Here is a 25,657-nt window from a genome sequence, read left to right as displayed (position 1 = left end):
ACGCCATGAAGATCGACATCCACGCGCATATTCTCCCCGAGCAGTGGCCTGATCTGCGCGAGCGCTACGGCTATGGCGGGTTCATTCGTCTGGAACACCAGTGCTCGGGGTGCGCACGTATGATGCGCGATGAGACCTTCTTCCGGGAGGTGGAGCCTAATCTCTGGGATCCGGCCACGCGACTTCGGGAGTGCGATGCCCACGGCGTCGACGTGCAGGTGCTCTCCACGGTGCCGGTGATGTTCAGCTACTGGGCCCAGGCGGCGGATGCGCATGATCTCTCGAAGCTGCTCAATGATCATATGGCCTCGGTGGTGGCCCAGGCGCCAACGCGCTTTGTCGGTCTGGGAACCCTGCCGATGCAGGATACCGAGCGCTCGATCGCCGAGCTGGAGCGCGCCGTTGGGACGCTCGGGCTGGCCGGAGTGGAGATTGGCACCCACGTCAACGGGACCAACCTCGACGATCCGCGCTTTGATCCACTCTGGGAGGCCGCTCAGGAACTCGGCGCGGCGATCTTCGTGCATCCCTGGGATATGATGGGCATGGATCAGCTCCCGGATTACTGGTTGCCCTGGCTGGTGAGCATGCCGGCGGAGACCTCCCGGGCGATTTGCTCGTTGATGATGGGCGGGGTGCTGGAGCGTTATCCGAAGTTGCGCTTTGCGTTTGCGCATGGCGGCGGCTCGTTTCCGGCGACCATTGGGCGCATCGACTGGGGCTTTGAGGTACGCCCGGACCTTTGCCAGGTGCACACGAAGACGCGTCCGAGCGAACTTCTGAAGTCGATTTATCTGGACACGCTGGTGCATGATCCCCGCATGCTCCGGGTGCTCATTGACACCTTTGGCGTCGAGCGCCTGGCGCTGGGCACGGATTATCCCTTTCCGCTCGGGGAGCCCGAACCGGGCAGCCTCATCGAGTCGCTTGATTTGAGCGCCGGGGATCGTCAACGGCTGCTCTCCGGCACTGCGTTGGAGTGGTTGGGGCTGGAGCGCACACAGTTTGAGCGGAGCAAATGATGCGCATGGTGGTTGAGTTCAACGGGCAACACTATGAGGTGGACCATCGCCCTGTGGAACTCGCACAGCCCCTGGATTTTTATGGAGCACAGCCTCAGGCTTTCGGGCTGGGGCGGGCTTCGGCGCGGGCGGTCGAGGGGGGCAGTTTTGTGGGCGATGTGCGTCGGGGGGGCAGCGTCAACTGCGAAGCGGTGGAGCTCATCGCCCACGGTCACGGCACCCACACCGAGTGCGCCGGCCATATCACCGGGGAACGTATGGCGGTGGGAAGCCTGGCCCCGGAGGCGCTGATTCCGGCCACACTGCTGCGGGTGAAAACCTGTGCGTTGGAGGAATGCCCCGAACATACAGCCGGCATCAGCGCGCCGGGCGATCGGGTGATCAGCGCCGCCGCACTCCAGGCGGCGCTGGTTCGGGCGGCGGCTCCTGGTGAGTTTGTCCGGGCGATCCTCATCGCGACGGCCGGCCCGGGCGCCGCCATCCCGCTGCGAGACTACTCCGGCACCAATCCGGCCTACTTCACCGCCGAGGCCATCGCCTGGTTGCTTGCCAGGGGCTGTGAGCATCTCCTGGTCGACCTTCCCTCCATCGATCGCGAAGATGATGGGGGCACCACCCCGGCACACCACGCCTACTTCGGGGTCGACCCTCAAGGAGGGTTGGATCAGGCCGGTCGCCGCCGTACGATCACCGAGATGATCGCGGTGCCCGACGACCTGGAAGAAGGCGCTTATTTTCTCTCGCTGCGTTTTGCCCGCTTTCTGCTCGACGCAGCCCCCTCTCGGCCAGTGCTCTATCGGGCGCTGGCCTGTGAACGTTCGTACTAAACACATCTTCTGATTTTGGCATCCTGCACCTGAGGCCCGCATGAAGCTCACCGACCTGGACTACGCCCGGCAGCTCGACCGCGAGGATCCGCTGCGTGACTTCCGCCAGCGCTTTCATATCCCCACCAACGCCGCCGGCGAGCCGGTGCTCTACCTCTGCGGCAACTCCCTGGGACTGCAGCCCCGTGGAGTGACCGATGCGCTCCAGGCCGAGCTTGAGAAGTGGGCGCGTCTGGGCGTTGACGGGCATTTTGCCGAGCCCAACCCCTGGTACAGCTATCACGAGATCTTCAACGAGCCGATGGCCTCGGTAGTGGGGGCGCGGCCCGAAGAGGTCGTGGTGATGAACTCGCTGACCACCAACCTTCATCTCTTGATGGTATCGTTTTATCGGCCTACCCCTCAGCGCTATAAGATACTCATTGAGGGCGGGGCCTTCCCCTCCGATCTTTATGCGGTTCAGAGCCAGGCGCGGGTGCATGGCTTTGAGCCGGATGACGCCATCGTCGAGCTCTTTCCGCGCCAGGGGGAAAAGACCCTTCGTCAGGAAGATATTGAGGCGGCGATCGCCCGCGAGGGTGACGCGCTGGCGCTGGTGCTCTTCGGAGGCGTCAACTACTACACCGGTCAGCTCTTTGATATGGGAGCGATCACCGAGGCCGGCCACCGGGTCGGCGCGCTGGTGGGTTTTGATCTGGCGCACGCTGCCGGCAATGTGCCGTTGAAGCTGCATCAATGGGGGCCGGATTTCGCCGCCTGGTGTTCGTACAAGTACCTTAATTCGGGGCCCGGTGGGGTCGCCGGCGTGTTTGTGCATGAGCGCCACCTGGGCCGGGCAGACATCCCGCGTTTTGAGGGGTGGTGGGGCACCGATCCCTCGACGCGTTTTGAGATGGGGCCGCGCTTTCAGCCGCAGGCCGGAGCGGGAGCCTGGCAGCTGAGCAACGCTCCGGTGTTGCCGATGGCCGCGCTAAAGGCTTCGCTGGAGCTCTTTTGTGAGGCGGGCATGCAGGCGTTGCACCAGAAGAGCGCACGCCTGACCGGCTACCTCCACGAGCTTGTGACCTCCATCGGTGCCGGGGCCTTTGAGGTGATCACGCCGGCTGAGCCCGAGGCGCGGGGGTGTCAGCTCTCGATCCTCGCCAGCGGCGACGGGGAACTCTTGCATCAGCGCCTGATGGAGGCTGACGTGATCTGCGATTACCGTCGCCCCAACGTGATTCGCGTGGCGCCCACTCCGCTGTACAACACCTTTGAGGAGGTGTGGCGCTTCTGGAAGATCCTCGAAGAGAGCGTGAGCTAAATGAGTGACGTTCAGGCGTATCCCGGTCCTGGCGAGCCCCCCTGCGTGGTGGTAGGGGGCGGTCTGGCCGGCTCGTTGATGGCGATTTATATGGCCCGGCGCGGCCACCCGGTGGAGGTGTATGAGGCGCGTCCTGATATGCGGCGTCTTCAGGTCGACCGGGGGCGCTCGATCAACCTGGCGCTCTCCACCCGGGGGCTTCATGCGCTGGCCGCGGTGGGCCTGGAAGACGAGGTTCGGCAGATGTGCATCCCGATGCACGGCCGTATGATTCACCCGATGGAGGGGGAGCCTCATCTGCAGCCTTACGGCCGCGCCGGCCAGTACATCAATTCGATCAGTCGTCAGGGCCTCAACGAGCTGCTGATGAACACTGCCGAGGCCCGTGACCAGGTTCGCTTTCATTTCGATATCCCCTGTGTAGATGTCGATCTCGATGAGGGCGTGGCCCATTTTGACGATCGAGAAAAAGGGGAGCGGGTTGTACGTGAGGCGTCGATACTGATCGGCGCCGACGGGGCGTACTCGGCGGTGCGCCAGCGGCTGCAACGCTCGGGGCGCTACAACTACGAACAGGCCTATTTAAGTCATGGCTACAAAGAACTCTCCATCCCCGCCGGGCCTCAGGGGAAGTATCTCATCGAGAAGAACGCGCTGCATATCTGGCCGCGTCACGACTTCATGCTCATCGCGTTGCCCAACCTGGACGCCACCTTCACGGTCACGCTCTTCATGGCGTTTGAGGGGGCGACGAGCTTTGAGGCGCTGAAAACCCCGGCAGACGTCGAGGCGTTTTTTAAGCGGGAGTTCCCCGACGCCTACGCCCTGATGCCGACGCTGACCGACGATTTTTTTGCCAATCCCACCGGCAGCCTGGTGACCATTCGTTGCGCGCCCTACCACCACGGGGAACGGGTGATGATCCTGGGAGATGCCGCGCATGCGGTGGTGCCCTTTTACGGGCAGGGGATGAACGCGGCCTTTGAGGATTGCTTTGTGCTCAATGAGCTTCTGGAGCGTGAGGACGGCGATGTCGGTCGCGCGATAGCGGCGTTTAGCCGGGAGCGCAAAGACGACGCGGATGCCATTGGGCATCTGGCGCTCTACAACTATTTCGAAATGCGTTCAGCGGTGGCCTCGCCCTACTTTGTGTTTCGTAAAAAGATCGAGCGGGTGCTCCATCGTCTTTTTCCTGAGTGGTGGATTCCGCTCTACACGATGGTCACGTTTACCAACATGCCCTATGCGCTGGCGCGCGAGCGGGCCGCGCGCCAGGATCGGTTGTTGACGCTCGGCCTGGGAGCGGCCGCCGCGCTGGCGTGCGTGACCCTTGCAGCCTTGATGATGGGAGTGCTGGGCTAGCCGGCTCCCGGTTCAGCGCTCCAGCACCATGCTCAGGCCCAGTCCGCCGGCGGCACACATGGTCAATAGCCCCAGGTTCACATCTCGCCGCGCCATCTCCTGAGCGAGCTGAGTGATGATCCGTGTGCCGGTTGCGCCAAAGGGGTGTCCCAGCGCCACCGAGCCGCCGTGGACGTTGAACGTCTCCATGTTGACCTCGCCAATGGCCTCGTCTAGCCCCAGTTCCTGGCAGAGGTGGGGGCTCTTCCAGATCTTGAGGTTGGCCAGCACCTGGGCGGCGAAGGCCTCGTGCATCTCCACAAGATCCATGTCATCCAGGCTCACGCCAGCACGTTCAAACGCGATCGGGGTGGCCAGGGTGGGGCCGAGCAGCAGGTTATGGCGTTGAATGTCGATACCTACCTGCGCATAGGAGCGCACGAAGGCCAGTGGCGTAAGTCCGAGCTTTCGGGCGCGGCTTTCCCGCATCAAAAGCACGGCCGACGCGCCGTCGGTCAGGGGAGAGGCGTTGGCCGCGGTCACCGTGCCGTGTTGACGGTCAAAGACCGGCCGGAGACGTGCCATGCGTTCCACCGAGGTATCGGCGCGCACATTATTGTCGCGCTCCAGAACCTGGTCGAAGGCGTCGCCGGTAAGGACGCTCATGACCTCGGGGAAGAAGCCCTCCTCATAGCCCGCTGCGGCCAGGTGGTGGGTGCGTTCGGCGTATTCATCCTGTTCTCGGCGGCTGATGCCGTAGTGCTTGGCCATATCTTCCGCCGACTCGCCCATCGACTTGCCGGTGGTGGGCTCTTCGATGGCTGGCTGCTCCGGAAGAAGATCACCGGCTTTGATCTGACTCAGGGCTTTGAGGCGGTCCTGCAGGTTGCGGGCTTTGGCGACATCCTGCAGCGCGTGAGAGAGCCCCAGACTAAAGCGGGCCCGAGCCGAACTCATCGACTCCACGCCTCCGACCATGACCACATCGGCCGTGTTCAACAGGAGCGCGTTGACCCCCTGGACGGCGGCGTAGGCGCTGGATGCGCAGTACATCTGCACCGTCGATGCCGGGATACGTCTGGGTAGCTGGCTTCGGAGCACCACTTCACGGCCCACATTGGGGCCATCCATCGGTGCGGATACACAGCCGAAGATCAGCTCGTCGATGAGTTCGGGGTCGATATCCACGCGGTTGAGCAGCTCGTTGGCCACCGTGCGACCCAGGTCCGCTTCCGTCCAGTGTTTAAAGGCCGTCCAGGCGCGGGCAAAAGGGGTGCGCACGCCGGCGATAATGGCCACGCGGTCGTTGCCGCCGAGCGTAGAAGAGGAGTTTGAGGATGGATTTGCCATATCGGGGCTCATCTGGCTGCGAGGTCTACGTCGCTGGCCAGATGGCGAGCGACGTCAGTCAAAGTCGTCGGGGGCAGGGGGGGCGCTGGCAAACTTACTCGGCGTAGAAGCGCTCCTGGTGCTCGGCCATCGTTTCAAGGAGCGGCGCGGGTCGAAGGCGGGTGCCAAACTGGCCGGCCAGGGTGTGCAGGGAATCGACCACCCGGCCGATCCCGACCTCATCGGCATGGCGGAAGATCCCGCCACGGAAAGGGGGGAACCCCAGCCCGAAGATCACGCCGATATCGCCGTCACGAGGGGAGCGTAGGATGCCTTCGTCGAGGGCGTAGGCGCATTCATTGAGCATGGCCAGCCAGCAGCGCTGGGTGATGATGTCTGGATCGATATGTCGGCGGGTGTCGCCGCCCGGGAGTGCGCCGTACACACTCTCGTCGGGGGCGCTGGCGTCGTGTTGATAGGTGTAAAACCCACGCCCATTCTTGCGCCCCTGGCGCCCTTCATCGGCCAGGCGGCGCAGCGCCTCCGGAGCATCCCAGCGCGCTCTAAACGCCTCCTGAAGAACGCCGCCGGCTTTGAGCACCACGTCGAAGCCCACCTCGTCGACCAGCTTCAGCGGGCCCAGCGGGAAGCCAAAGCGGTGCATCGCGGCGTCGATTTCTTCGATTCGGCCGCCCTCCTGCAGAATCCAGCCGGCTTCATTGATGTAAGCGCCGAGGACTCGGCTGGTAAAAAATCCGGGCCCATCGTCAACAACGATGCAGGTCTTGCCCAACCGACGTCCGTAGGCCAGGACGGTGGCCAGGGCTTTGTTGGAGGTCGCGTCGGTGCGAATGATCTCGAGCAGGGGCATCTTGTGCACGGGACTAAAGAAGTGCATGCCCAGCACGTTCTCCGGACGCTTGCTCTTGCGGGCGATCTCTTTGATGGGAATGGTCGAGGTGTTGCTGGCAAAGATCAGATCTTCGTGTCCCAGGGCTTCGATGTCAGCGAGGATCGACTGCTTGAGTTCGCGGTCCTCGAAGACCGCCTCGATAACCAGGTCGCAGCGCTCAAACCCCTGGTAGGTCAGGGTGGGGGCGATGCGTCCCAGGGCGATGTCGGCCTGAGCTTCGCTGAGTTTTTTACGGCGATGGGCTTGCTGGAGCAGGTTGTTAATGTAGTTCATGCCCCAGCCCAGTCCCTGGTTGCTGTGGTCTTTCAGGCGCAGGTTGGTGCCCTTGTAGGCGGCGATCTGGGCGATGCCGGCCCCCATCAGGCCGGCGCCCAGGACGCCCAGGCGCGTGATCTGGCGGGGTTTGACGCGACCATCGACCACGCGGTCTTTGTTCACCGCCTGGCGCATGAAGAAGATGTTCATCAGGTTTTTTGCCACCGGGGAGCGAACCAGCTCAATGAACGCCTCACCTTCGGCCTCCAGGCCGGCCTGAAGTCCGTGAGAGAATCCGGTTTCGATGACATCGATGGCTTTGAGCGGGGCAGGGTAATTGCCGCCGCTCTGTTTGAGTACCTGTTCGCGCGCGCGGCTGAAGATAACCTTTCGGGCCGGGGTGCGTGCGGCGAGTTTGACCGGATCGCTGAAGGCTTCCTCGAGGTTTTCGCTCAGGGAGGCCGGGCGAGCGCGTCGGCGGTGGATCTCGCGCGCCTTTTCTCGGGCCACGTCGAGCAGGATGCCGGGATGGACGAGATCGTCGATCAGTCCGAGTTTGAGTGCTTTTCGGCCATCGATCTGGCGGCCGGTGAGGATCAAATCCAGGGCCTGCGAGAGGTCGATCTGGCGGGGCAGGCGCTGCGTGCCTCCACCACCGGGGATCAGCCCGAGCATGACCTCGGGGAGCCCGAAGAGCGTGCGTTCGCCGCGAGCGGCGATGCGAGCGTCACAGGCCAGCGCGAGCTCCAGCCCGCCCCCCAGACAACCGCCGTCGATCACCGCGACCACCGGAATGGGCAGGCGTTCCACGCGGGACATCAAGGCCTGGCCGCGTTGGACCAGGGCGATGAGCCCGTCGGGATCGTGCTCATAGCCCTGGAGCTCTTCGATGTCGAAACCGGCTACGAAATTGCCGGGCTTGGCGCTGGTGACGAGCACGCCCTCCAGGTCCAGACGTTCGTCGAGCTCATCGAAGATGGTCTCAACCTCTTTGATCATCGCCGTGGAGAGCGTGTTGAGCGATTGGTTGGGGACGTCGATCTCGATTCGTGCCAGGCGATCCGCAAACGTCAGGCGCGCGAGCCTGTCGGTGGGCTGAGCAGCCATAACATTCCATCCGTAGAGTCCAGTGGTGAGCCCAAAGGCCGACGCACAGCCACAAAAAATGCCCCGACCGCGTTGCATGCGAGTGGGGCAATCTTTAGACACTGCCGTAGCCACGGCAAGTCTCGCTGGATGGGGCAGGGCTTAGAGCAGGTGACCGCTCTTGAGCCGCTTGGTCTCCAGGTAGTCGTAATTGTGTGGGTTGGGCACGGTCTTAATGGGGCGGCGCTCATCGACGACGATACCGGCCTGCTCCAGCCCCTCGACCTTGGAGGGGTTGTTGGTCATGAGCACGATGCTTTCCACGCCGAGAAGCTCCAGCATCCGGGCGGAGATGGAGTAGTCGCGCAGGTCATCATCAAAGCCCAGGTGTTCGTTGGCTTCGACGGTATCGAGGCCGCCATCCTGGAGGCTGTAGGCCTTGATCTTGTTGGCCAGACCGATGCCGCGCCCTTCCTGTCGCATGTAGAGAATGATGCCGGCCTCTTGTTCGGCGATCTCTTCCAGGGCTGCGTTGAGCTGGGGGCCACAGTCGCATTTGAGGCTGCCAAAGACGTCGCCGGTGAGGCATTCGCTGTGGATGCGGGTCAGCACCCCTTGTTTGCCGCGGACATCGCCGTGGATCACGGCGACATGATCTTTGCCGTCGCGGTCATTTTTAAAAGCGACGATACGGAACTGGCCGTAGCGGGTGGGAAGGTTTGCTGTGGCGAAGTGTTCGACGTTTACTTTCAATGGACTACCGCTGACGGACGGCCGGGGGGGGCGGACCGGCTCCGCGGCGCTTTCTGGTTTTATGGACATCTTAAGACTCCCATCGCGCGTGATCGTCGCGACCTCTCCATGAGGTCACCCGTAATACACACCGACTGCCGGGGGGGACGGCCCGCACAGGGCCAGTAGAGACAGCCGAATCCGCGGGCTACCGGTACTCGGCAGCATGGCCGAAAGGCGTTGAATCTCCTGGCATTGGACGCCAGGCAGAGCGCGGCGCAACATTAGCGTGCGCCTCTGCTCTGTCAACTCCTCCGAGAGAACGGATGGCACTAAGGACTTCTTCCACGTGCGCTCTTTTGTGGGCAACATGGCGAGCTTTGAGAGTTCCGGGCCCGCCGGAGGACAGATTTGAGCACGTGATTCGGCAGGTCAAACCGAGCACGCAAAAAAACATCCCTCCGGGCCGATGCCGAAGGGATGTTGTCGAGTTGGGGAGCCGCTGGTTTAGAGGGCGATCTGGTGGGAGGATGCTGCCTGACGTCGGAAGCCGCTGGCGGCGTGAAGCGTGGCGCGGATGGCGTCGATCGTGACCGGCACCAGATCGTTTCGATGGCCATTGAGGGCAGCGAAGTAGTTATGACGCTCGCTGCTATGAATAATGGCCGGGGGAAAGCGGTGCTTGAGCAGCAGGAAATTCAGCATCAGCCGCCCCACCACACCGGTGCGCTCATCAAAGGGGAAGACGCGCATAAACTCCCAGTGGGCCAGGGCCGCCTGGCGGATGGGATGCAGGTGACAAAGCTCCTCGTCGTACACATCCATGAATTTATGGAAGTGGTACGAGATGCTACTCGCCGGGGCCACATTCAGGTGATAGACGCCTGGCGAGGTATCGCGTTTGCGATAGCGACCACCGGCCTCGTCGCCGGGCATGGCGAGCATTTTGTGGAGTTCGCGCAGCCAGTCGATGCTCAGTTCATCACCGCGCTCAGCGCTCTGATGAAGAAAGTCGATGGCCGTGTCGAGCGCGCGCAGACCGTGTTGGGTGACGCTCTCGCAGTAGGTGCGACAGGGCATACGGCCCAGCGCCCGCGAAAGCTCTTCCGGGGTCAGCACGACGCCTTCCAGGGCGTGGTCGTGGTAAAGCCACGAGAGCTTGAGACGCTCCATAAACGAGGCGCGCAGCTCTTCGGGCATGCCGGTATAGATCGACCGCTGATGATCGACTTCGAGGTAGGTCAGGTTCATGGTGCCTCCGTTGCTCATCGCGGCGGCGGGTGTTCCCCAACACTCCAGAGCGCTCCCGTGATGAACCTCGGACAGCCCGTTAAGGCTGACCAACCGGAGAATAGCCTAGCGAGAGACAAAGCGAGAATCAACGTCTCGCGCCATTTTTCTGCGCATGAGCTGGCGCGCGGGCGTAAAATGGGCCGCAGTCCCCGGTGCGACGCTCGTTTGGTGCGGCACGCGGGGCCCTGTGTTAGGGTAATTGCAGACGTAAGCCCGCGCGTTTGGCGCAGTGTTTTGTCAGTCAGGTAGAGCGGTATGAGTAGATGGAGAGAGGGCATCGCTGGCAGACGCCGGGCTGCTGCGGTGGGGGTCTCGGTGTTGCTTTTGCTGCTGGTGGCCGGCGGGCAGGTCAGCGCGCAGGAGCCGGGTGACGCTGGGGAGCGCGCGCTGAGTGCCTGCGATCGCTTTATGGAGAGCTACGCTCGGAGCGCCGCCCGTAAGCTGGATCGGGCGATGTCGACCGGCGACTACGGGCTGCGTCCGCTGGATGAACTCGACGGGGTGCTGCGCCTGGCGAGTGAGCGGCCAGGGCAAGGGGCGCCGCTGGAGTTGGAGGTCTTTAAAGAGGCTTCGGGGCGCGTGGTCGGGCTGGTGGATCGGCGGCGCCAGTGGACGCAGACCTACGTGGTGGCGATGAGCCGCACGGGCCCGATTGTCGTCAGTCACCGCTGGCAGGAGCGGCGGCTGCGGGAGGCCGGGCAGCCCTGCGCGCCATTTGCCTCGGCGCTGGAGTGGCCCGGGGTGAGTGCGTCGCGGGTGGATGTGGAGCCCTTCAAGTACTGGGGATTGCGGGTGGTCTGGCGCATTCCGCGTGCAGACGAAGCGGCCAGCGGGCGGGCGCTGGAGGAGGTGCTTACGCAGGTGGCCCGTCGCTATGAGCGGGGGGCGTCTGAGGCCGGGGAGCCGGGCGTTGAACAACGTGACGTTACACAGGATTAGGTTGACACTTTGGCAGGGGTGGGGTTTGGTCGGGCTGAATCCGCTCTAAATTTCGGGGCGTGACTGACGTTGAATCTGAAGACGGACATGGAGGTTGTACGATGAAAAAGTTTTCGTTGATTAGCGCGCTTATCCTCGCTCTGGTTCTCCTTGCGTCGCCAGCGATGGCGCAGGAGGGCGGCGGTCGCGTCCCCGGGAAGTTCGGCATCGGTATTGGCGATGGCTCGGTGGCCTCGGGTATCTCGCTGAAAGCGTTCACCGGTGCGACGGCGGTGCAGGGCGTCATCGGTTGCTGGGGTTATAACTGCGATGGTCTGGGTGTGAGTGTGGACCTTCTCTTTAATCAGGCGCCCCTTGTGCAAGCGGGCCCGCTGGTGCTGGCCTGGAACGTGGGCTTTGGTGGCTCGGCCGCCGCCTGGCGCAACCGCCACACCTACGTCGCCGCGCAGGGTGTGCTCGGGCTGGAGTTCATCTTCCCGGATGTGCCTCTTGACCTGGTGTTGGAGCTGCGTCCGGAGATCAGCATTGTGCCCGGTGTCGACTTCGACCTTGATGGTGGCGCGCACGTGCGCTTCTATTTCTAAGGTGTGGAGCGCGTCGGGTTTCGGCGCGTGAACCATTTAAAAAAAGCCCCCTCGGCGCTCGCGCCGAGGGGGCTTTTTTATCGTGAGGTCGGGAGGCCGCGGGGCGGGCTAGCTCCCGTTGAGCAGTCGGGCCAGGCGACGACAGGCGCCGTAGTAGGCTCGGGCGGCCCGCTCGACCGCCGCGCGGGATCCCACCTCATCGGGGTCAATGAGTTCGGTGGGGCGGTGGCGCACCGGCAGGTGGTCGGCCAGCCGCGGCGAAGGGGTGGGGCGAGCGCGGCGATTTTCCTTGCGGTTTGTCGTCATAGCTGAAAGTTTAGCGCAGGCTTGGAGCCAGGAAAAGGGTCGACTCAACCTCCCGCCTTCCGGGAGGTGCGGCCGCAATCGAGGACCGGGAGAGGCATCGATGGGTTCGACGAAGGTAGCCTACGACGTATTGAAGCGCGAGCAGGATGATCAGGGCATCTGTACGCTGACCCTCGATCGTCCGGAGTCCATGAACGCCCTCAATGGCGAGTTGGTCGACGCGCTCTGGGAGACCTTTTACGCGCTGCGCCATGACGACTCGGTGCGCGTGGTGATTTTGAGTGCGAGCGGGCGGGCGTTTTGCGCCGGGGCCGATCTGGCCGAGCGCCGGGGTATGAGCGAGGCCCAGGTGCGAAAGCGCATCGACGATTACCATCAGTGTTTCAACGCGATTGCCGGGCTGCCCAAGCCGACCATCTGTGCGATCAACGGGTACGCGTTTGGCGGTGGACTGGAGCTGGCGCTGGCCTGTGATCTGCGCCTGGTCGATGAGGCCACGCAGATCGGCCTGACGGAGCTGCGGCTGGGCATCATTCCGGGCGCTGGTGGCACCCAGCGCCTCACACGCCTGGTGGGCGCGGCGCGGGCCAAAGAGTTGATTTTCACCGCGGCCCGGCTCACCGGTCGCGAGGCCCTGGCGTTTGGTCTGGTCAATGATGCGCTGCCGGCGGAGGGCTTGATGGTGCGCGCCCGGGAGCTCGCGGAGCAGATGCTGCTCTCGGCGCCGATCGCCCTTAAGCAGGCGAAGTTGGCCATTGACACCGGGGCTCAGGTTGACCTGCACTCCGGCCTGGCGCTGGAGAGTGCGGCCTATGCGGTGACCCTGCCGACCGAAGATCGCGTGGAAGGGCTGGCGGCCTTTAAGGAAAAGCGAAAGCCGAACTTCAAGGGGAAGTAGACGCCGACGGTCAGCGAGGTTGCAAGTGCTTTGAGAGACGCGGGAGCTTAGAAGCCTGCGTGCATGCCTATAAGGAGTGAAGATGAGTGAAGTGCCCGAGTCGAAGACCCCGGAGCTCAGTGAGCTCGACCAGCAGGTGGTAGAGCGCCGTGAGGCGCTGGAGGAGGGCGGCAAGCCCAAGTATCACGAGCGCGCCCGCGAGGTGGGTAAGCTCTTTGTGCGCGAGCGGATCAAGCGTCTGCTCGACGCCGGGCTGGAAGTCGAAGACGGGGCCTTTGCTAACCTGCTCGCCGGCGATCTGCCGGCCGACGGTGTGGTCACGGGCATCGGTAAGATCGGGGGGCGTCGGGTGGCGATCATCGCCAACGATTCCACGGTCAAGGCCGGCTCCTGGGGCTGGCGTACCGTCGAAAAAATCATCCGTATGCAGGAGACCGCCGAGAACCTGCGCATTCCGTTGATCTATCTGATCGACTCGGCCGGCGCGCGCATCACCGATCAGCTGGAGATGTTCCCCGGGCGCCGCGGGGCCGGGAAGATCTTCTACAACCAGGTGCGTCTCTCCGGATTCATCCCGCAGGTCTGTCTGCTCTTCGGCCCCTCGGCCGCCGGTGGGGCCTACATCCCGGCGTTCTGCGACGTGGTGGTGATGGTCGAGGGCAACGCCTCGATGTACCTGGGATCGCCGCGGATGGCCGAGATGGTCATCGGGGAGAAGGTCACCCTGGAGGAGATGGGTGGGGCGAAGATGCACTGCTCGGTGTCCGGGTGTGGAGACGTGCTGGCCCGGGATGAGGACGAGGCGATCGCGTTCTGCAAGGCGTACCTGGAGTACTTCCCGGCAAACTGCCACGAGCCCGCGCCGCTGGCCGAGCCCCTCGAGCCGAAGCCCCAGAAGAAGACGCTCGATGAGTTGATTCCGGTCAACCAGAACAAGCCCTTCGACATGCGCAAGGTCATCCAGCATCTGGTCGATGACTCGGAGTTTCTGGAGATCAAGAAGAAGTTCGCCCAGGAGCTGCTCACCGGCTTTGCGCGCATCGGCGGCCGTCCGGTGGGGATCATCGCCAGTCAGCCCAAGTGGAAGGGCGGGGTCCTCTTTGTGGATTCGGCCGATAAGGGCGCGCGCTTCATCTCGTTGTGTGACGCGTTTAACATTCCGCTGGTCTTTTTGGCCGATGTGCCGGGCTTTATGATCGGGACCAAGGTCGAGCGTCAGGGGATCATTCGCCACGGTGCGAAGTTGATCTCGGCGATGAGTGCGGCCACCGTGCCCAAGATCTCGGTGGTGGTCCGCAAGGCCTACGGGGCCGGTCTCTACGCGATGTGCGGACCGGGATTTGAGCCCGATGTGAGCCTGGCGTTGCCCGAGGCGATGATCGCGGTGATGGGACCGGAGGCGGCCGTCAACGCGGTGTACGCGCGCAAGATCGAAGCGCTGGCCGAAGAGGAGCGTCCGGCCTATGTGGAGCAGCTGCGTAAAGAGTTCCGCGAAGATATTGATATTTACCGCCTGGCCAGCGAGCTGGTGGTGGATGAGATCGTCACCAAGCATCAGCTGCGCGATGAGCTGAAGAGCCGGCTGGCGGTGTACCAGACCAAGAAGAAAGACTGGCCCGATAAGAAACACGGCGTTATCCCGGTCTGAACCAGACCGCCGATGACGAGGGTACTGACGACGCATTGACGCAAGACGAGGGTTCGATGTCGCAGAGCGACCAGGCCGGTGGGCCGAGCAAAGAGCAGGAAGAGGCGATCGACGCCATTGATACGCTGATCGCCGGTGGGGAACTGGAGCAGGCCGAGCAGGCCATTGAGGATGCGCTGGAGCGTTTTGGCGCCAACGATACGCTGCTGGTGCTGCGGGCGGAGCTGGCGCTGGAGGGGAGTGACCCCGAAGAGTGCGTCTTCGCGGTGCAGGATGCGCTTAAACACGTGGAGAGCGATGAGGCACGCGCCCAGCTGCTGGCCTTTGAGGGGTACGCTCACTACGAGGCCGATGCCTATGAAGAGGGGCGTCGGGCCTTTAACGACGCGGTGCGCGCCGATGGCGAGCTGTGGACCGCGGTGGTGGGTCGGGCGATGGTGCATGAAGCCCAGGGCTTCCTGCGCGCGGCACTCCTGGATGTGGAGCGGGCCATTGCGCTCGACCCGGAAGAGGCGCAGCCCTACTCGATTCGCGGCAATATTTTGCTCGCCGTGGGTAACGGCGCTCAGGCCGAAGCGGACTTTAAGAAGGCCGTGGAGCTGGAGCCCGAGGATGAGGAGTCGCGGCTCACGCTGGCGCGTCTGCTCTCGCTGGCCAAGAAGCCCTCGGAGGCCATCGAGGTGCTGGAGCACCTGGTTGAGCAGGGGGAAGATCCCGATGTGGTGGCGCCCGGCGCGCTCTTGCGCAGCCAGCTTTCGCTGACGCTGGGGAGCACGGCAGCGGCCAGCGAAGATGCGCAGCGGGCCATTGAGCTGTGGCCCGAGGAGCCCTGGGGCTATCTGCAGCTGGCGGCTTGCCACCTGACCGCCGCACAGGCCGACGAGGCGATTGTGGCGCTGAAGAAGGCCGAAGAACTCGCCGGCGATATTCGCGATGTGCCTGACATTTATGCGCTGCGCGCTTCGGCCTACGACATGCTCGAGAAGCCTGAGAAGGCCAAAGCGCTGCGCGAAGAAGCCGAGGGCTCGCCGCGGCTGCCGGGCATCGTGTATGGCGAGGCGCTCAACCCGGTGCGCAACATTCCGCTCAACCCCAACAAGCCCATCGATGTGCGGGGGCTGCTTACTGAGCTCTTCGGACATCCGAGCAAAGCGCCTGCCGGCTATGAAAAGGCGATTCGCGACGTGGTCGATCGGCTGCCCGAGATCATCGCCCAGAATCCGGGCGTGGGGCGCATTCAGATCGAACTTCCGCAGGTTGAGGGGATGAGCGGTCCGCCGCGCAGTCTCATTGTGCAGGTGGCTCAGCCCCGCGGCGGTCAACCCGGGCAAGCGCCCCGGGCGGAGGCCTGATGAGCGAGCGTTTTGAAGACGTGCTTTTTGAAGGTGAGGACCTGCGCATCACCCTGGTGGTGGAGGAGGGCGCCGAGGTTCGCGTGCTCCTGGAGAGTCAGGCCGGCGGTCCGGACCTCTCGGTGGCCGATGAGGTCATCGTGGTGGCCAATGGCGAGGGCGCTGCGGTTCAGGCGGAGAGCCCGCGCCGGGCGGAGGCCCTGCTGGGCAGCGAGGAGACGCTGAGTGCAGGCGCCTTCTCGCTGATGGTACGGGTCCACGAGTTTTTTGAAGGGTGGGAGTTCGGCGAGGAGTAATCTCCTGCGTGTTCCGCCCCCCGAAGGCAGGCATCGACGAACGCGAGATCGGTCAGCGGCGTACCACCACCGCGACGGTCTCGCGTTTTTCTTCGGCCCAGCGTTCTTTGTACTCCATGTCGGTGCCCAGGTCGTAGGATTGCACGGCTTCCTGGCAGAGGTGCTCGATCATGGCGTACTGCGCCAGGCTTCCCGGGGAGGTGTCGCGGTAGTCGTGATGGTAACTCATCTGCAAGCCGCGGAAGGTGCCGTTGAAGATGCCGCCGAAGCAGTAGGCGATGTCGACGCCGTCGAGGGTGATGAAGAGAAAGCGCAGGGCGTTACGGCGGGCCAGGCGCGGCAGCATATCGCGGTAGAAGACCTTCATCGGACCATCGATGATGCCGGTGTCGGCCTGGCCCTTCCAGCTGAGTCGCTCCAGGTGGAGGGCACGCTCCAGGAGCTGATTGGCCTGGTGGGCGGGCTCAATGGTGTGATGGTACTCGATCTGGAGGCGTTGCTCGTTGGCGCGGCGTTGGATGCGACGCAGGTTGGCGCGGAACTTCGAGGAGCGGCGCTCCATAAAGCCGTCCAGGCCGCCCTGGAGGCTGGCCACGCGTCGCACGGATGAGGGGCCCAGGCCCAGCGAGTAGTGACGGCGGAACCCCAGGATCAGGTGGTCGAAGTGGATCGAGTCGGGGACGATGCCCGAGAGGAAGAGGATGTTCCAGGCCGGCATCTGGCCCCGGGCCTGCTCGATGAAACGGGAGATCAGGCCGGAGGCGTCCGCGCCGGCAAATGGACAGGCCAGCGCCCAGCTGGCCTCCAGCGGATGCAGGTAGGTACCCAGGCTGTGGTCTGTACCCACGCCCAGTGCGACAAAGCCCTCCTCGCTCTCACGAGCCCAGAGCTGGTGGCCGGGAAGAAAGGCCCGCCAGGCCGGTAAAATCCAGAACGACGACGAGCAGAAATGATCAATCTGCGGGGTCGCGGCGATAGCGGCGTCGAAGTCATCGGCGCGCTGTTCCAGCTCTTCAGCGGTGATCTCACGCATGTCGACCTCTTGACTTTCAGTGAGCCCCTCTCTAAAGCTAAGCCGGTTAGGCACCGAGCCAAAGCCCACCGATTGCGATCGGGCCAGGAATCTAAAGAAAAGCAGGGCGACGCTATGGATTTGAGTCGGGCGAAGTACATTTTACCCAATCTCTTCACGCTCTCCAGCGTGGTAGCCGGGATGTATAGCATCCAGCTCTCGACGACGGCCACCGACGTCAACGAGATGACGATGGCGGCCTGGCTGGTGTTTGTGTCGATGGTTTGCGACACCTTCGATGGGCGAGTGGCCCGGCTGACGCGCACCGAGAGCGAGTTCGGGGTGCAGCTCGATAGCCTGGCCGACGCGATCAGCTTCGGGGTGGCGCCGGCATTTCTCCTCTACAACTGGGGGCTCAGCGAGCTGGGATTGCTGGGGCTACTGGTGTCCTGTGTGTACACGGCCGGGACGGTGATGAGGCTGGCACGCTTTAACGTGATGGCGAACCAGAGTGAGGGGCCCTCGCGCTATTTTCTGGGGCTTCCCTCGCCGCTGGCGGCCGGGATGGTGGCCTCGCTGGTGCTGGCGCATGTCTCGTTCAGCGGTCAGATTTCGACCGGGGCATCGGGCAGTGTGGCCGCGGCGGCACTCTTGTTGGGCGGGCTGATGGTGAGCAACGTGCGGTATCGCACGTTTAAAGACGTTAAGTTTCGTGGTCCGGCGGCGCTGGTGCTGGTGCTGGCTCTGGCCTCGGTGACGGCGCTGGCGGTGGTGTACGAGGCGAGCGTGGCGCTGGTGATGGTCACGGCGGTCTACATTGTGGTGGGGCTCTGCGGCGGGCTGCTGGACCTGGGACGCAACGTGCTCGGCGTGAGCGAGGATGAGACGGAAGACGACTCCCTGATGGGGGAGTTTCGCGACAGCGAGCGCTGAGTCACCGGCGGGTAGAAGCGCCATCCTTGAGCCAACGAGCGGCGGGTTCCTGCAGGGGGCGCGCCGTTTTTCGTGGGGGGCGGCGTGCGATAAGGGTTGCTTTGCCCCCGGGGACTCGGGCTATCGTAGCGGGCAAAGCCAAGCGATGATGACCGATAAGGGTAGAGGCGATGATGACGATGCAAGGTGTGTGGCGCGCCCGGGCAGCAGCCGTGGCGATGATCGTGGGGATGGGCGCGGTAGGCTGCAGCGATGAGCCTCAGGGAAATCAGGACGGCGGTCCGGGCGATGTGGGGACCGACGTCGGGAACGATGCGGGCGATGCGGGTGATGCGGGGCCCTGGGCATGCACCGGTGAGCCCTGTGTGATCGAAGACCCCTACGCGCTGGTACCGCCGCAGCCGGGAGTTGATCCCGACGGGGGACCGGCTCCCGAGGTTGGTCCGGCGGCCGGCGAAGCCCGGGTGTGGCGGATCGGCGAGGAGGGCACCGGCTTTGAGGGGGTCTGGAGCCACTGCCGGCAGGGCGATTTTATGTTCGCCAATGCCGAGGTGCGCATCTGTGTTCAGCAAGCCGAGGGCGGGCGCTACGAGACGTACACCGGAGGGAAGATCGTCGACGCGCATCGGGTGGGGCAGCAGGGCGATGATGTGCTCGATATGGCGATTCCGCTGATCGGCTTTGGCACCGCCAGCGCCGATCGGGTGGAGGTGGTGCGCGACGGCAGCGACGGTGGGGTCGCCGTGCTGCGTATCATCGGCACCGACATTGAGCTTGCCCATATCTCCGGCGTGCTGGGGCAGCGCTTTGGCAATCCGCTGGGGCTTGAGGTGATCACGGAGTATCGTCTGGCGCCGGACGCGGTGAGCCTGGAGATGGTCTCGTTTGTGAAGGCTCCCCCCGGACGCTCGCCATCGCCGCAGCTTGGGGAGTGGCTGGCGTATGGCGACCGCGCCCGCACCTGGACGCCGGGGCTGGGGTTTGGGACGGGGCGTCAGGCCATGCCCTGGCTCGGTGCCATCGGACCTGATCGCAGCTTTGGGCTGGCCTTTGAGGAGACGGCTTCCCCGCTGGCGATCGCTTCCTCGCAGGGCATTCCCTACGCCGAGATGCGCATCGCCGGGGGCAAACTCTCCGACAGCGAGCCGAGCATCGTGCGCCGCTTCTTCATGGTGGGTGACGGCACCCTGGATTCGCTGCGCGTGGAGGGCGCGCGCCTGCATGGCGAGACGCCGGACTGGGAGCCGGTGAACCTGCGCGTGGTCGACACCGCCGGCGCGCCGGTCGAAGGTGTGGAGCTGCTAATCACCGCCGGAGAAGAGGCGTTCACCGTGGCGACCACCGACGCGCAGGGGAGCGCGGAGGTGTTGCTTACCCCGGGGCTCGGCTATCAGGCGCGGCTCACCGACTTTGCCGGCCCTTTGACGCTCGAGCGCACCTTTGAGGCCGACGGGGAGCCGGTGGAGTTTGTGATCAGCGAAGTGGGGCGGATTCACCTCACAGTCACCGAAGAGGGCTCCGGGGCGTCGCTGCCGGCGCGCGCACGCTTTGTGGGCGATGGTGCCGACTTCACGCTGTATGTTGCCGATGGCGAGCTCCAAGCGGTGGTGCCGGCCGGCAGCTACCAGGTCGTGCTCACCCGGGGTATGGAGTACGACGTGAAGGTCATCGATGTGGAGATCGTCGCTGGCGAGGAGGCTTCGTACAGTGCGTCTCTGGTGCATGGCGTGGAGACCGATGGCTGGATCAGCGCCGATTTTCACCAGCATATGGAGCCGAGCATCGACAGCGAGGTTCATGTGCGTGATCGCGTGCTGGAGAACGTCACCCAGGGGCTGGAGCTGGTGGTGCCCACCGATCATGAGGTTGTCACGGACCTGAGCGGCGTCATTGAGGCGCTGGGGCTGCAGCAGTACGTTTCGACCTTCCCGGGCGTGGAGATCTCGCCGGTTTACTCGCACTTTAACCTCTATCCCTTCCCCTACGATCCGGATCGTCGGGGCCGGGGCTCCATTGAGCTGGCCTACCGCGATGCGATTGACGGGGAGGTGTATCTGAGGCGGATGCCCGAGGTGGTGTCGATCGCCCGTGGGTTTGAGAATCCGCCGCTGGTGCAGATGAACCACCCGCGCAGCAGCTCCGGGATGTTTAGCCATGTGAACTACGACCCGGAGCTCGGTCCCGATGCGGTGACGCATGAAGACTTCGTAGCGGACATTGATGCGGTGGAGGTGATCAACCGCTTTGGTGACGTGTGTCTGGTGCTGGCCGACTGGAGTGGGCTGCTCAACAGCGGCCGCCGGGTCACGGGGCTGGGCAACTCCGATAGTCACCGCGCCAATGGCGAGGCCGGGGTTCCGCGTAACTTCCTGCATATTGACGCTGCTCCCGGGGCCATTGAGGCCGATGAGGTCAAGCAGGTGATGCTCGCTCAACAGGTGAGCGTGGGCTCGCACGCGTTTATCGACTTTGGCGACGGACGTCTTCCCGGCGATGAGATTGAGGCGGCGTCTGGCGAGGAGGTGAGCTTCTCGGTGCGCGTGCAGACTCCGGACTGGGCCCAGGCGGAGCGCCTCTTTGTGATCGTCAACGGTTCGGTGGTGGAGACGATCGAGCGCAGCGCCGAGCCCGGGGCCCGGTTGGACTTTGAGGAGACCCTGGAGCTGAGCTTTGACGAGGATTCCTGGGTGGTCTTTTGGGTTGATGGTCCGCCGCCCTCGGGGTCTGTAAGCTACAGCGAGCGGGTGCTCGCGTTTACCAACCCGGTGTATGTGAAGGTCAGTGGAGCGGAGAGCTGGCAGGCTCCCGGGGCGCGGGCGTTGGACCTGGGCGCGATCAATACCGGCTACTGCAGCGAGTAAGGCTCAAGAGTATCGATGTGTCTGATGGTCATGATGAACGCTCGCTGCGCGAGAGTAATGGATGTTGCAGAAGGTTAAAGAGCAGGTCGATGGGGCGCTGGTTCACGCGATCCGGGAAGATGTCTGGGAGCGCATTCGCACCATGGATGCGGGGCAGAATGAGTACGGATTTGACCCCTTCGGCTTTGAGCCGGAGTTCTTAAAGTACGTGGCTCCGCCGGCCATCTGGCTTTACCGGAACTATTTTCGGGTGGAGACCTTCGGCATGGAGCACATCCCGGATAGCGGGCCGGTGTTGCTGGTGGCCAACCACACCGGTCAGATCCCGCTGGACGGGATGATGATCGCCACGGCCGGGCTCATCGATCGCTCTCCCCCGCGTATGGTGCGCTCGATGGTCGAGCGCTGGGTGCCCTCAATCCCCTTCATCTCGCGGATCTTTGCGCGGGCCGGCCAGGTGGTGGGCACCCGGGAGAACGCCCGGATTTTGCTGCGCCGGGGCGGTTGCATCCTGGTGTTTCCGGAGGGGCAGCGGGGCATCAACAAGACCTATGATCGGGCCTATCAGCTCCAGGAGTTCGGGCTGGGGTTTATGCGCCTGGCGCTGGCGACCGGCACGCCCATCGTGCCGGTGAGTGTGGTCGGTGCCGAGGAGCAGATGCCGGCGCTCTACGATGTGAAGTCGCTGGCGAAGGTGCTGGGGATGCCGGCATTTCCGATCACGCCGACCTGGCCGCTGCTCGGTCCGCTGGGGGCGTTGCCGCTGCCGGTGAAGTACCGGATTTACTTTGGCGAGCCGATGCGTTTTGAGGGCGACCCGGATGAGGAAGATCGGGTGGTCGGCGGGCATGTCGAGCGGGTGCGTGAGGTGATCGCGCAGATGATCGACCGTGGTTTGCAGGAGCGGCGAGGAGTGTTCTTTTGAGCAAACGCACGCGACGCGCACGTAAAGAGCGAGTTTTGGTCACGGGGATTGGCGGCAACCTGGGACGCGCGGTCGCCCGGCGGCTGCATCGACGCTACGAGGTGGTGGGCATCGATCGCCGCGCGGTGCGGCATATGCCCAAGGACGTTGATGTGGAGCAGGTGGACATCCGGCGGCGTCGGGTGGAGGACGTGTTTCGCCGTCAGCGCCTGGACGCGGTCGTGCACCTCAACATCATGCACGATCCGCGCAGCCGTCAGGATGAGCATCACCAGTTCAATATCGTGGGCACCCAGAAGGTCTTTGAGCTCTGTGCGGAACATCGGGTGCCCAAGGTCGTGGTGCTCTCCAGCGCCGATGTGTACGGCCCCGACCCGCGAAACGATCAGTTTCTTAAGGAAGATGCCGCGCTGATGGGCGGGCAGAAGTTCGAGGCGATTCGTGACCTGATCGCGTTGGATATGTTCTGCAACACCTTTTTCTGGCGTCATCCTGAGATTGAAACGGTGATCCTGCGACCGGTTCATATTGTGGGGCGCGTCAATAACGCGCCCAGCCGCTACCTGCGCCTGGAGCGGCCTCCGACGATCCTGGGTTTTGATCCGATGGTTCAGCTCATTCACGTCGAAGATGTGGTCTCGGCCATTGAAAAGGCGCTAACACCTGGGATTCGCGGGGTTTTCAACCTGGCCGGTCCCTCGCCGGTGCCCCTCTCGCTGATCCTGGGGCGGCTCGGTCGTTCTCCGCGGCCGATGCCCGAGCCGATGCTCAAGTGGATGTTGAGCACGGCCTGGTCTCTTAAGCTCAGCGACTGGCCGGTGCCGGAGCTCGATCATATTAAGTACATCTGTATGGTCGACGACTCGCTGGCGCGAAAGCAGCTGGGCTTTGCTCATGAGCATGGTCTGGAGTCGATCTTGCGCGAGCTGGGCCAGGGCGTGCGTCGCTGATCCATAAAGCTATGTTTGATTCACCTGGAAGGGGGGGCTTTACGGATGCTGCTTTACATTTTTTTACGGGACAGTGTCTTCGTGCATCTCTATAGTCCGCCCTATCGGAGAGATGTCTTCGGGAGATCTGTGATTACTGTGGGTGGATCACGTCAGCGCGCTAGCGCGTTCTCACGCACAGATGAGACGGGTCGATAGGTCGAGACTTGTTTTCATGCAGGGGGGGAGCATCTTCTCCCTAAACACCTGAGTAGGACGAGCGAGCGCCTCATCACCTGTGGCACGAGCCCGGCAGCTTCAAATGTAACGAGGTGTGAGTCGATGAATCTCGAAAAAGAAGTCTACACAACCTTTGAAGCGGCCAAGATCTGCAACGCCAACATCACATCCATTAAGAATTGGATTGAGCAGGGAGAGTTGCGCGCGTTTCGTACCCCCGGTGGTCATTTTCGTATTGAGCGCAAGGTGCTCGATGACTTTTTGACGCGGCATCGCATGCCCAATCCCTTTGCCAGTCAGCGGCAGCGCCGGGTTCTGGTGGCGCACCCGGACCGCGGATTGGTGGAGCGGGTGCAGGCGCGTTTTGGAGACAAGATTGAGTATGACTCGGCCGGCGATGCGCTCGACGCCCTGCTGAAGTTGGGGCAGTGGCAGCCGGACGTGGCGGTGATTGAGAGCAGTCTGGCAGGGCTGGATGTGTTTAGTCTCTGCGAGAAGCTCGGCAGCTACGAGGACCTGGCAGCCACCGAGCTGGTGGTGATCTGCGGGGAGGACGCCGTGGAGGCCATGAATTTACGGGGTGCCGGGGCGCGCTGGGTGGTGGCCCGTGGCGAGGGAGAGGACGCGGTAATGGAGGCGCTCAGGCGCGCGCTTCTTTGAGTGTGGGGAGGCCCGAGAGCGGGCCGGCAGGAATGATAAAAGTGACAAAAAAAGAGCCCGCCCCCTAATGAGAGGAGGCGGGCTCTTTTGATGACATACGTCGCCGTTTAGACCCGACGCGCCTTGATGGTGATGGCGTCTCCGGCCACGTCGTCGCTGACGACCTCGAAGCCGGCGCGCTCCAGACGCTTGTGCAGCTCATCGCGGGAGAACCAGTGGAAGCGCGTGGGAATCTCGGCCAGGCGTTTGGCCATCCGCCGCATCATGCCCTCGCCGAGGATAAAGGTCCCGATCACGCAGATCCCCCCGGGCTCCAGGATACGAGCGAAGTTGCGCAGGGCTTCGTCAATATCGTTGAGCAGGTGCAGCGTGCCGGCGCAGTGCAGACGGTTAAATGAGCCGCGACGCATGGGGATGCGGGTGGCATCGCCGCGCACCAGGAAGACGCGCCCGTCGAGGTTTTCTCGGCGAATGTTGCGGCGCGCGGTCTCAAGCATCGGCCAGGAGAGGTCCATACCCACCACCAAAGGCAGGTCCCCGCCGGTCTCGCGGGTCTCGGCCAGACCGATGCGTTGGGCGAAGTAGCGGGTAAAGTTGCCCGTGCCGCAGCCCACGTCGATGAGGCGAGTTTCGTCGCCAAAGTCCAGGAAGTCGGCGGCCAGTCGGTACTCTTCGCGCATGGTGCGCTCGCTGACCACGCCGGTCAGCCGCGGGCGCATGATCTCTTCGTAGAACTGCGCGTAGAACTTCGTCTCCATCAGCTTCTGAGTGACCGAACGGTTGGGAGCGTGTGGAGGCGCCAGATCGGCGACGTCATCCTGGAGGTTGAACTGGCGCTGACAGGCCTGGCAGGTGATGGAGGTGGCGCTGACCTCGAAGTCATCGTGGCCACAGGCCGGACAGCGGAGCGTCTCGATAAAGCGGTCGCGAAGGGGGCCCTTTGCTTTGGGGGAGACAGGGGCTTCGGCCGCCGGAGCTGCGGGCTCAGCAACGGGAGACTTTTCGATAGCGGGAGCTGGCTTGCTCGGTTCGCTCGGCGTCGGCGTCGGCTTCGCAGAGGTTTTGGCGGTGTCGGTCTTTGCGGCTTCAGCTTTGGCTTCAGGAGCGCTCTTTTTCGTCGGCGCGCTCTTTTTCGTCGGAGTGCTCTTTTTCGTCGGCGCGCTCTTTTTTGTCGGCGTTTTCTCTTTCTTCTGGGCCGGAGCCGGTTTCGCAGTGGCTTTCCCGTTGGATTTTTGGGCGCTCTCCCGCTCAGCCAGACGTTGGGCGCTGCTCAAAATGGTGGAGGCCTTCTTCTCTCCGACGCCGCTGAGTTCGGTGAGTTTGCCTTCTTTGCCGAGTGCCAGCAACGCGCTGAGGTCGCGCACACCGTGGTCGTCGTAGAGTTCCTCGGCCAGAGCGGGGCCGACAAAACGCACGCGGGTCAGCTCTTGGAGGACGTCTTCTTTTTTCTTGGCCATGGGTTCAACCTTTGCGTCGAGCCATTTCATCAACAAGTCATCGGGGCGCGATCTTCAGGCGCTGCGAGTCGGAGAGCCCGGCGCCGCAGCGTCGCGCGCTGAAGCATAGCTCCAGATCCCTATAAAACAAGGGGTTGACGCATCGCGTCAAGCAGAGGCGGTGGGAGGCCGGCCGGGAAGACAGGCACTCCGGGCAGGCGCGTTCATCTCAGCAGGGGTTCCAGGTGTTCGGCGATCAGGCGATCGCAGTCTTCCAGCGTTAAGGCTCGGTACCAGATGTTCTGTGGGTAGATGGCCACCGTGGTTCCCTGCACGTGGCACCACCCCAGGCAACCGGTGCGTGTGAGCCAGATGCGCGAGAGCATCCCGTGGGCCTCAATCCAGTCCCGCAGGCGCTGGTAGATGGCTTCGGCGTCTTTGTTCGCGCAGCTGGGCAGCGAGCTGCCGTGGCGCTCATTGACGCAGACCAGCAGGTGCGCCAGGCAAAACGAAGTGTCGACAGGTTTCATCGGTGAA

At 63.6% G+C, this 25,657-nt stretch carries 23 protein-coding genes; 15 read left to right on the top strand and 8 right to left on the bottom strand.

Translation table 11 applies throughout. The features are described 5' to 3' along the window. Positions 1 to 5: 5 nt before the first annotated feature. Genes DL240_RS10670 through DL240_RS10655 form a run of 4 tightly spaced genes read left to right on the top strand, consistent with a single transcriptional unit; the run spans position 6 to position 4,514 of the window. Positions 6 to 1,022 (top strand): amidohydrolase family protein, encoded by a 1,017-nt coding sequence (locus DL240_RS10670; protein ID WP_111729881.1) that lies wholly within the window; start codon positions 6 to 8, stop codon positions 1,020 to 1,022. Next, the gene (locus DL240_RS10665; protein WP_158542484.1) at positions 1,022 to 1,849 is read left to right on the top strand and encodes a cyclase family protein; all 828 of its coding nucleotides are present in this window, start codon (positions 1,022 to 1,024) and stop codon (positions 1,847 to 1,849) included. The genes DL240_RS10670 and DL240_RS10665 overlap by 1 nt, the downstream gene beginning before the upstream one ends. 40 nt (positions 1,850 to 1,889) lie before the next feature. Next, positions 1,890 to 3,152 (top strand): kynureninase, encoded by a 1,263-nt coding sequence (gene kynU, locus DL240_RS10660; protein ID WP_111729879.1) that lies wholly within the window; start codon positions 1,890 to 1,892, stop codon positions 3,150 to 3,152. After that, positions 3,153 to 4,514 (top strand): FAD-dependent oxidoreductase, encoded by a 1,362-nt coding sequence (locus DL240_RS10655; protein ID WP_111729878.1) that lies wholly within the window; start codon positions 3,153 to 3,155, stop codon positions 4,512 to 4,514. Between the two features lie 12 nt (positions 4,515 to 4,526). On the opposite strand, the gene DL240_RS10650 is transcribed toward DL240_RS10655, so the two are convergent. The 4 genes from DL240_RS10650 to DL240_RS10635 form a co-directional block, all read right to left on the bottom strand. Continuing rightward, positions 4,527 to 5,843: an acetyl-CoA C-acyltransferase gene (locus DL240_RS10650; RefSeq protein ID WP_111729877.1), complete on the bottom strand. Its 1,317-nt coding sequence runs from the start codon at positions 5,841 to 5,843 to the stop codon at positions 4,527 to 4,529. A gap of 94 nt (positions 5,844 to 5,937) precedes the next feature. Further along, positions 5,938 to 8,097, bottom strand: coding sequence for a 3-hydroxyacyl-CoA dehydrogenase NAD-binding domain-containing protein (locus tag DL240_RS10645; protein WP_158542483.1), 2,160 nt, complete (start codon positions 8,095 to 8,097; stop codon positions 5,938 to 5,940). Positions 8,098 to 8,238: 141 nt separating this feature from the next. Continuing rightward, the gene (ribA, locus tag DL240_RS10640; RefSeq protein ID WP_111729875.1) at positions 8,239 to 8,898 is read right to left on the bottom strand and encodes a GTP cyclohydrolase II; all 660 of its coding nucleotides are present in this window, start codon (positions 8,896 to 8,898) and stop codon (positions 8,239 to 8,241) included. 417 nt (positions 8,899 to 9,315) lie between these two features. After that, the gene (locus tag DL240_RS10635) at positions 9,316 to 10,059 is read right to left on the bottom strand and encodes a Fic family protein (protein WP_158542482.1); all 744 of its coding nucleotides are present in this window, start codon (positions 10,057 to 10,059) and stop codon (positions 9,316 to 9,318) included. A 297-nt stretch (positions 10,060 to 10,356) separates the two neighbouring features. Between DL240_RS10635 and DL240_RS10630 the strand changes: the two genes are divergently transcribed. Further along, positions 10,357 to 11,040, top strand: coding sequence for a hypothetical protein (locus tag DL240_RS10630; protein ID WP_146618239.1), 684 nt, complete (start codon positions 10,357 to 10,359; stop codon positions 11,038 to 11,040). A gap of 101 nt (positions 11,041 to 11,141) precedes the next feature. After that, positions 11,142 to 11,624 carry a hypothetical protein gene (locus DL240_RS10625; RefSeq protein WP_111729872.1) on the top strand — a complete coding sequence of 161 codons (483 nt, stop codon included), beginning with the start codon at positions 11,142 to 11,144 and terminating at the stop codon, positions 11,622 to 11,624. A 108-nt stretch (positions 11,625 to 11,732) separates the two neighbouring features. Here DL240_RS10625 and DL240_RS10620 read toward each other — a convergent pair whose 3' ends face one another. Further along, a complete protein-coding gene (locus DL240_RS10620) occupies positions 11,733 to 11,930 on the bottom strand; it encodes a hypothetical protein (RefSeq protein ID WP_111729871.1) in 198 nt (65 codons plus the stop codon). A gap of 100 nt (positions 11,931 to 12,030) precedes the next feature. Here DL240_RS10620 and DL240_RS10615 point away from each other — a divergent pair, with 100 nt between their 5' ends. From DL240_RS10615 to DL240_RS10600, 4 genes are all read left to right on the top strand, one after another. Continuing rightward, positions 12,031 to 12,828: an enoyl-CoA hydratase-related protein gene (locus DL240_RS10615; protein ID WP_111729870.1), complete on the top strand. Its 798-nt coding sequence runs from the start codon at positions 12,031 to 12,033 to the stop codon at positions 12,826 to 12,828. 82 nt (positions 12,829 to 12,910) lie between these two features. Beyond that, complete coding sequence (locus DL240_RS10610; RefSeq protein ID WP_111729869.1) at positions 12,911 to 14,476, top strand: acyl-CoA carboxylase subunit beta; 1,566 nt, start codon at positions 12,911 to 12,913, stop codon at positions 14,474 to 14,476. 56 nt (positions 14,477 to 14,532) lie between these two features. Beyond that, a complete protein-coding gene (locus DL240_RS10605) occupies positions 14,533 to 15,828 on the top strand; it encodes a tetratricopeptide repeat protein (protein WP_111729868.1) in 1,296 nt (431 codons plus the stop codon). Next, on the top strand, positions 15,828 to 16,124 hold the full coding sequence (locus DL240_RS10600) for a hypothetical protein (protein ID WP_111729867.1): 297 nt from the start codon (positions 15,828 to 15,830) through the stop codon (positions 16,122 to 16,124). The genes DL240_RS10605 and DL240_RS10600 overlap by 1 nt, the downstream gene beginning before the upstream one ends. Before the next feature lie 52 nt (positions 16,125 to 16,176). Here the strand turns inward: DL240_RS10600 and DL240_RS10595 are convergent, their stop codons facing one another. Continuing rightward, on the bottom strand, positions 16,177 to 17,157 hold the full coding sequence (locus tag DL240_RS10595; RefSeq protein ID WP_111729866.1) for a GNAT family N-acetyltransferase: 981 nt from the start codon (positions 17,155 to 17,157) through the stop codon (positions 16,177 to 16,179). 114 nt (positions 17,158 to 17,271) lie between these two features. On the opposite strand from DL240_RS10595, the gene pssA reads away from it, so the two are divergent. The 5 genes from pssA to DL240_RS10570 all read left to right on the top strand — a co-directional run bounded on the left by pssA (position 17,272) and on the right by DL240_RS10570 (position 23,684). Next, positions 17,272 to 18,069: a CDP-diacylglycerol--serine O-phosphatidyltransferase gene (gene pssA / locus DL240_RS10590; protein ID WP_158542481.1), complete on the top strand. Its 798-nt coding sequence runs from the start codon at positions 17,272 to 17,274 to the stop codon at positions 18,067 to 18,069. 173 nt (positions 18,070 to 18,242) lie between these two features. Continuing rightward, positions 18,243 to 20,930: a CehA/McbA family metallohydrolase gene (locus DL240_RS10585; RefSeq protein ID WP_158542480.1), complete on the top strand. Its 2,688-nt coding sequence runs from the start codon at positions 18,243 to 18,245 to the stop codon at positions 20,928 to 20,930. Between the two features lie 61 nt (positions 20,931 to 20,991). After that, a complete protein-coding gene (locus DL240_RS10580; protein WP_111729863.1) occupies positions 20,992 to 21,855 on the top strand; it encodes a lysophospholipid acyltransferase family protein in 864 nt (287 codons plus the stop codon). Further along, positions 21,852 to 22,805, top strand: coding sequence for an SDR family oxidoreductase (locus DL240_RS10575; RefSeq protein WP_111729862.1), 954 nt, complete (start codon positions 21,852 to 21,854; stop codon positions 22,803 to 22,805). The genes DL240_RS10580 and DL240_RS10575 overlap by 4 nt, the downstream gene beginning before the upstream one ends. A gap of 321 nt (positions 22,806 to 23,126) precedes the next feature. Beyond that, a complete protein-coding gene (locus tag DL240_RS10570) occupies positions 23,127 to 23,684 on the top strand; it encodes a helix-turn-helix domain-containing protein (protein WP_111729861.1) in 558 nt (185 codons plus the stop codon). Between the two features lie 107 nt (positions 23,685 to 23,791). Here the strand turns inward: DL240_RS10570 and DL240_RS10565 are convergent, their stop codons facing one another. Together DL240_RS10565 and DL240_RS10560 are read right to left on the bottom strand one after the other, a co-directional pair. Further along, positions 23,792 to 25,141 carry a methyltransferase domain-containing protein gene (locus DL240_RS10565; protein WP_158542479.1) on the bottom strand — a complete coding sequence of 450 codons (1,350 nt, stop codon included), beginning with the start codon at positions 25,139 to 25,141 and terminating at the stop codon, positions 23,792 to 23,794. 203 nt (positions 25,142 to 25,344) lie between these two features. Further along, positions 25,345 to 25,650, bottom strand: coding sequence for a (2Fe-2S) ferredoxin domain-containing protein (locus tag DL240_RS10560; RefSeq protein WP_111729859.1), 306 nt, complete (start codon positions 25,648 to 25,650; stop codon positions 25,345 to 25,347). Between the last annotated feature and the right edge of the window lie 7 nt (positions 25,651 to 25,657).

Origin of the sequence: Lujinxingia litoralis (assembly GCF_003260125.1) — a bacterium.
In the GTDB taxonomy this organism is placed as follows: Bacteria; Myxococcota_A; Bradymonadia; order Bradymonadales; family Bradymonadaceae; genus Lujinxingia; species Lujinxingia litoralis.
This window is presented reverse-complemented; position numbering and strand designations above follow the sequence as displayed.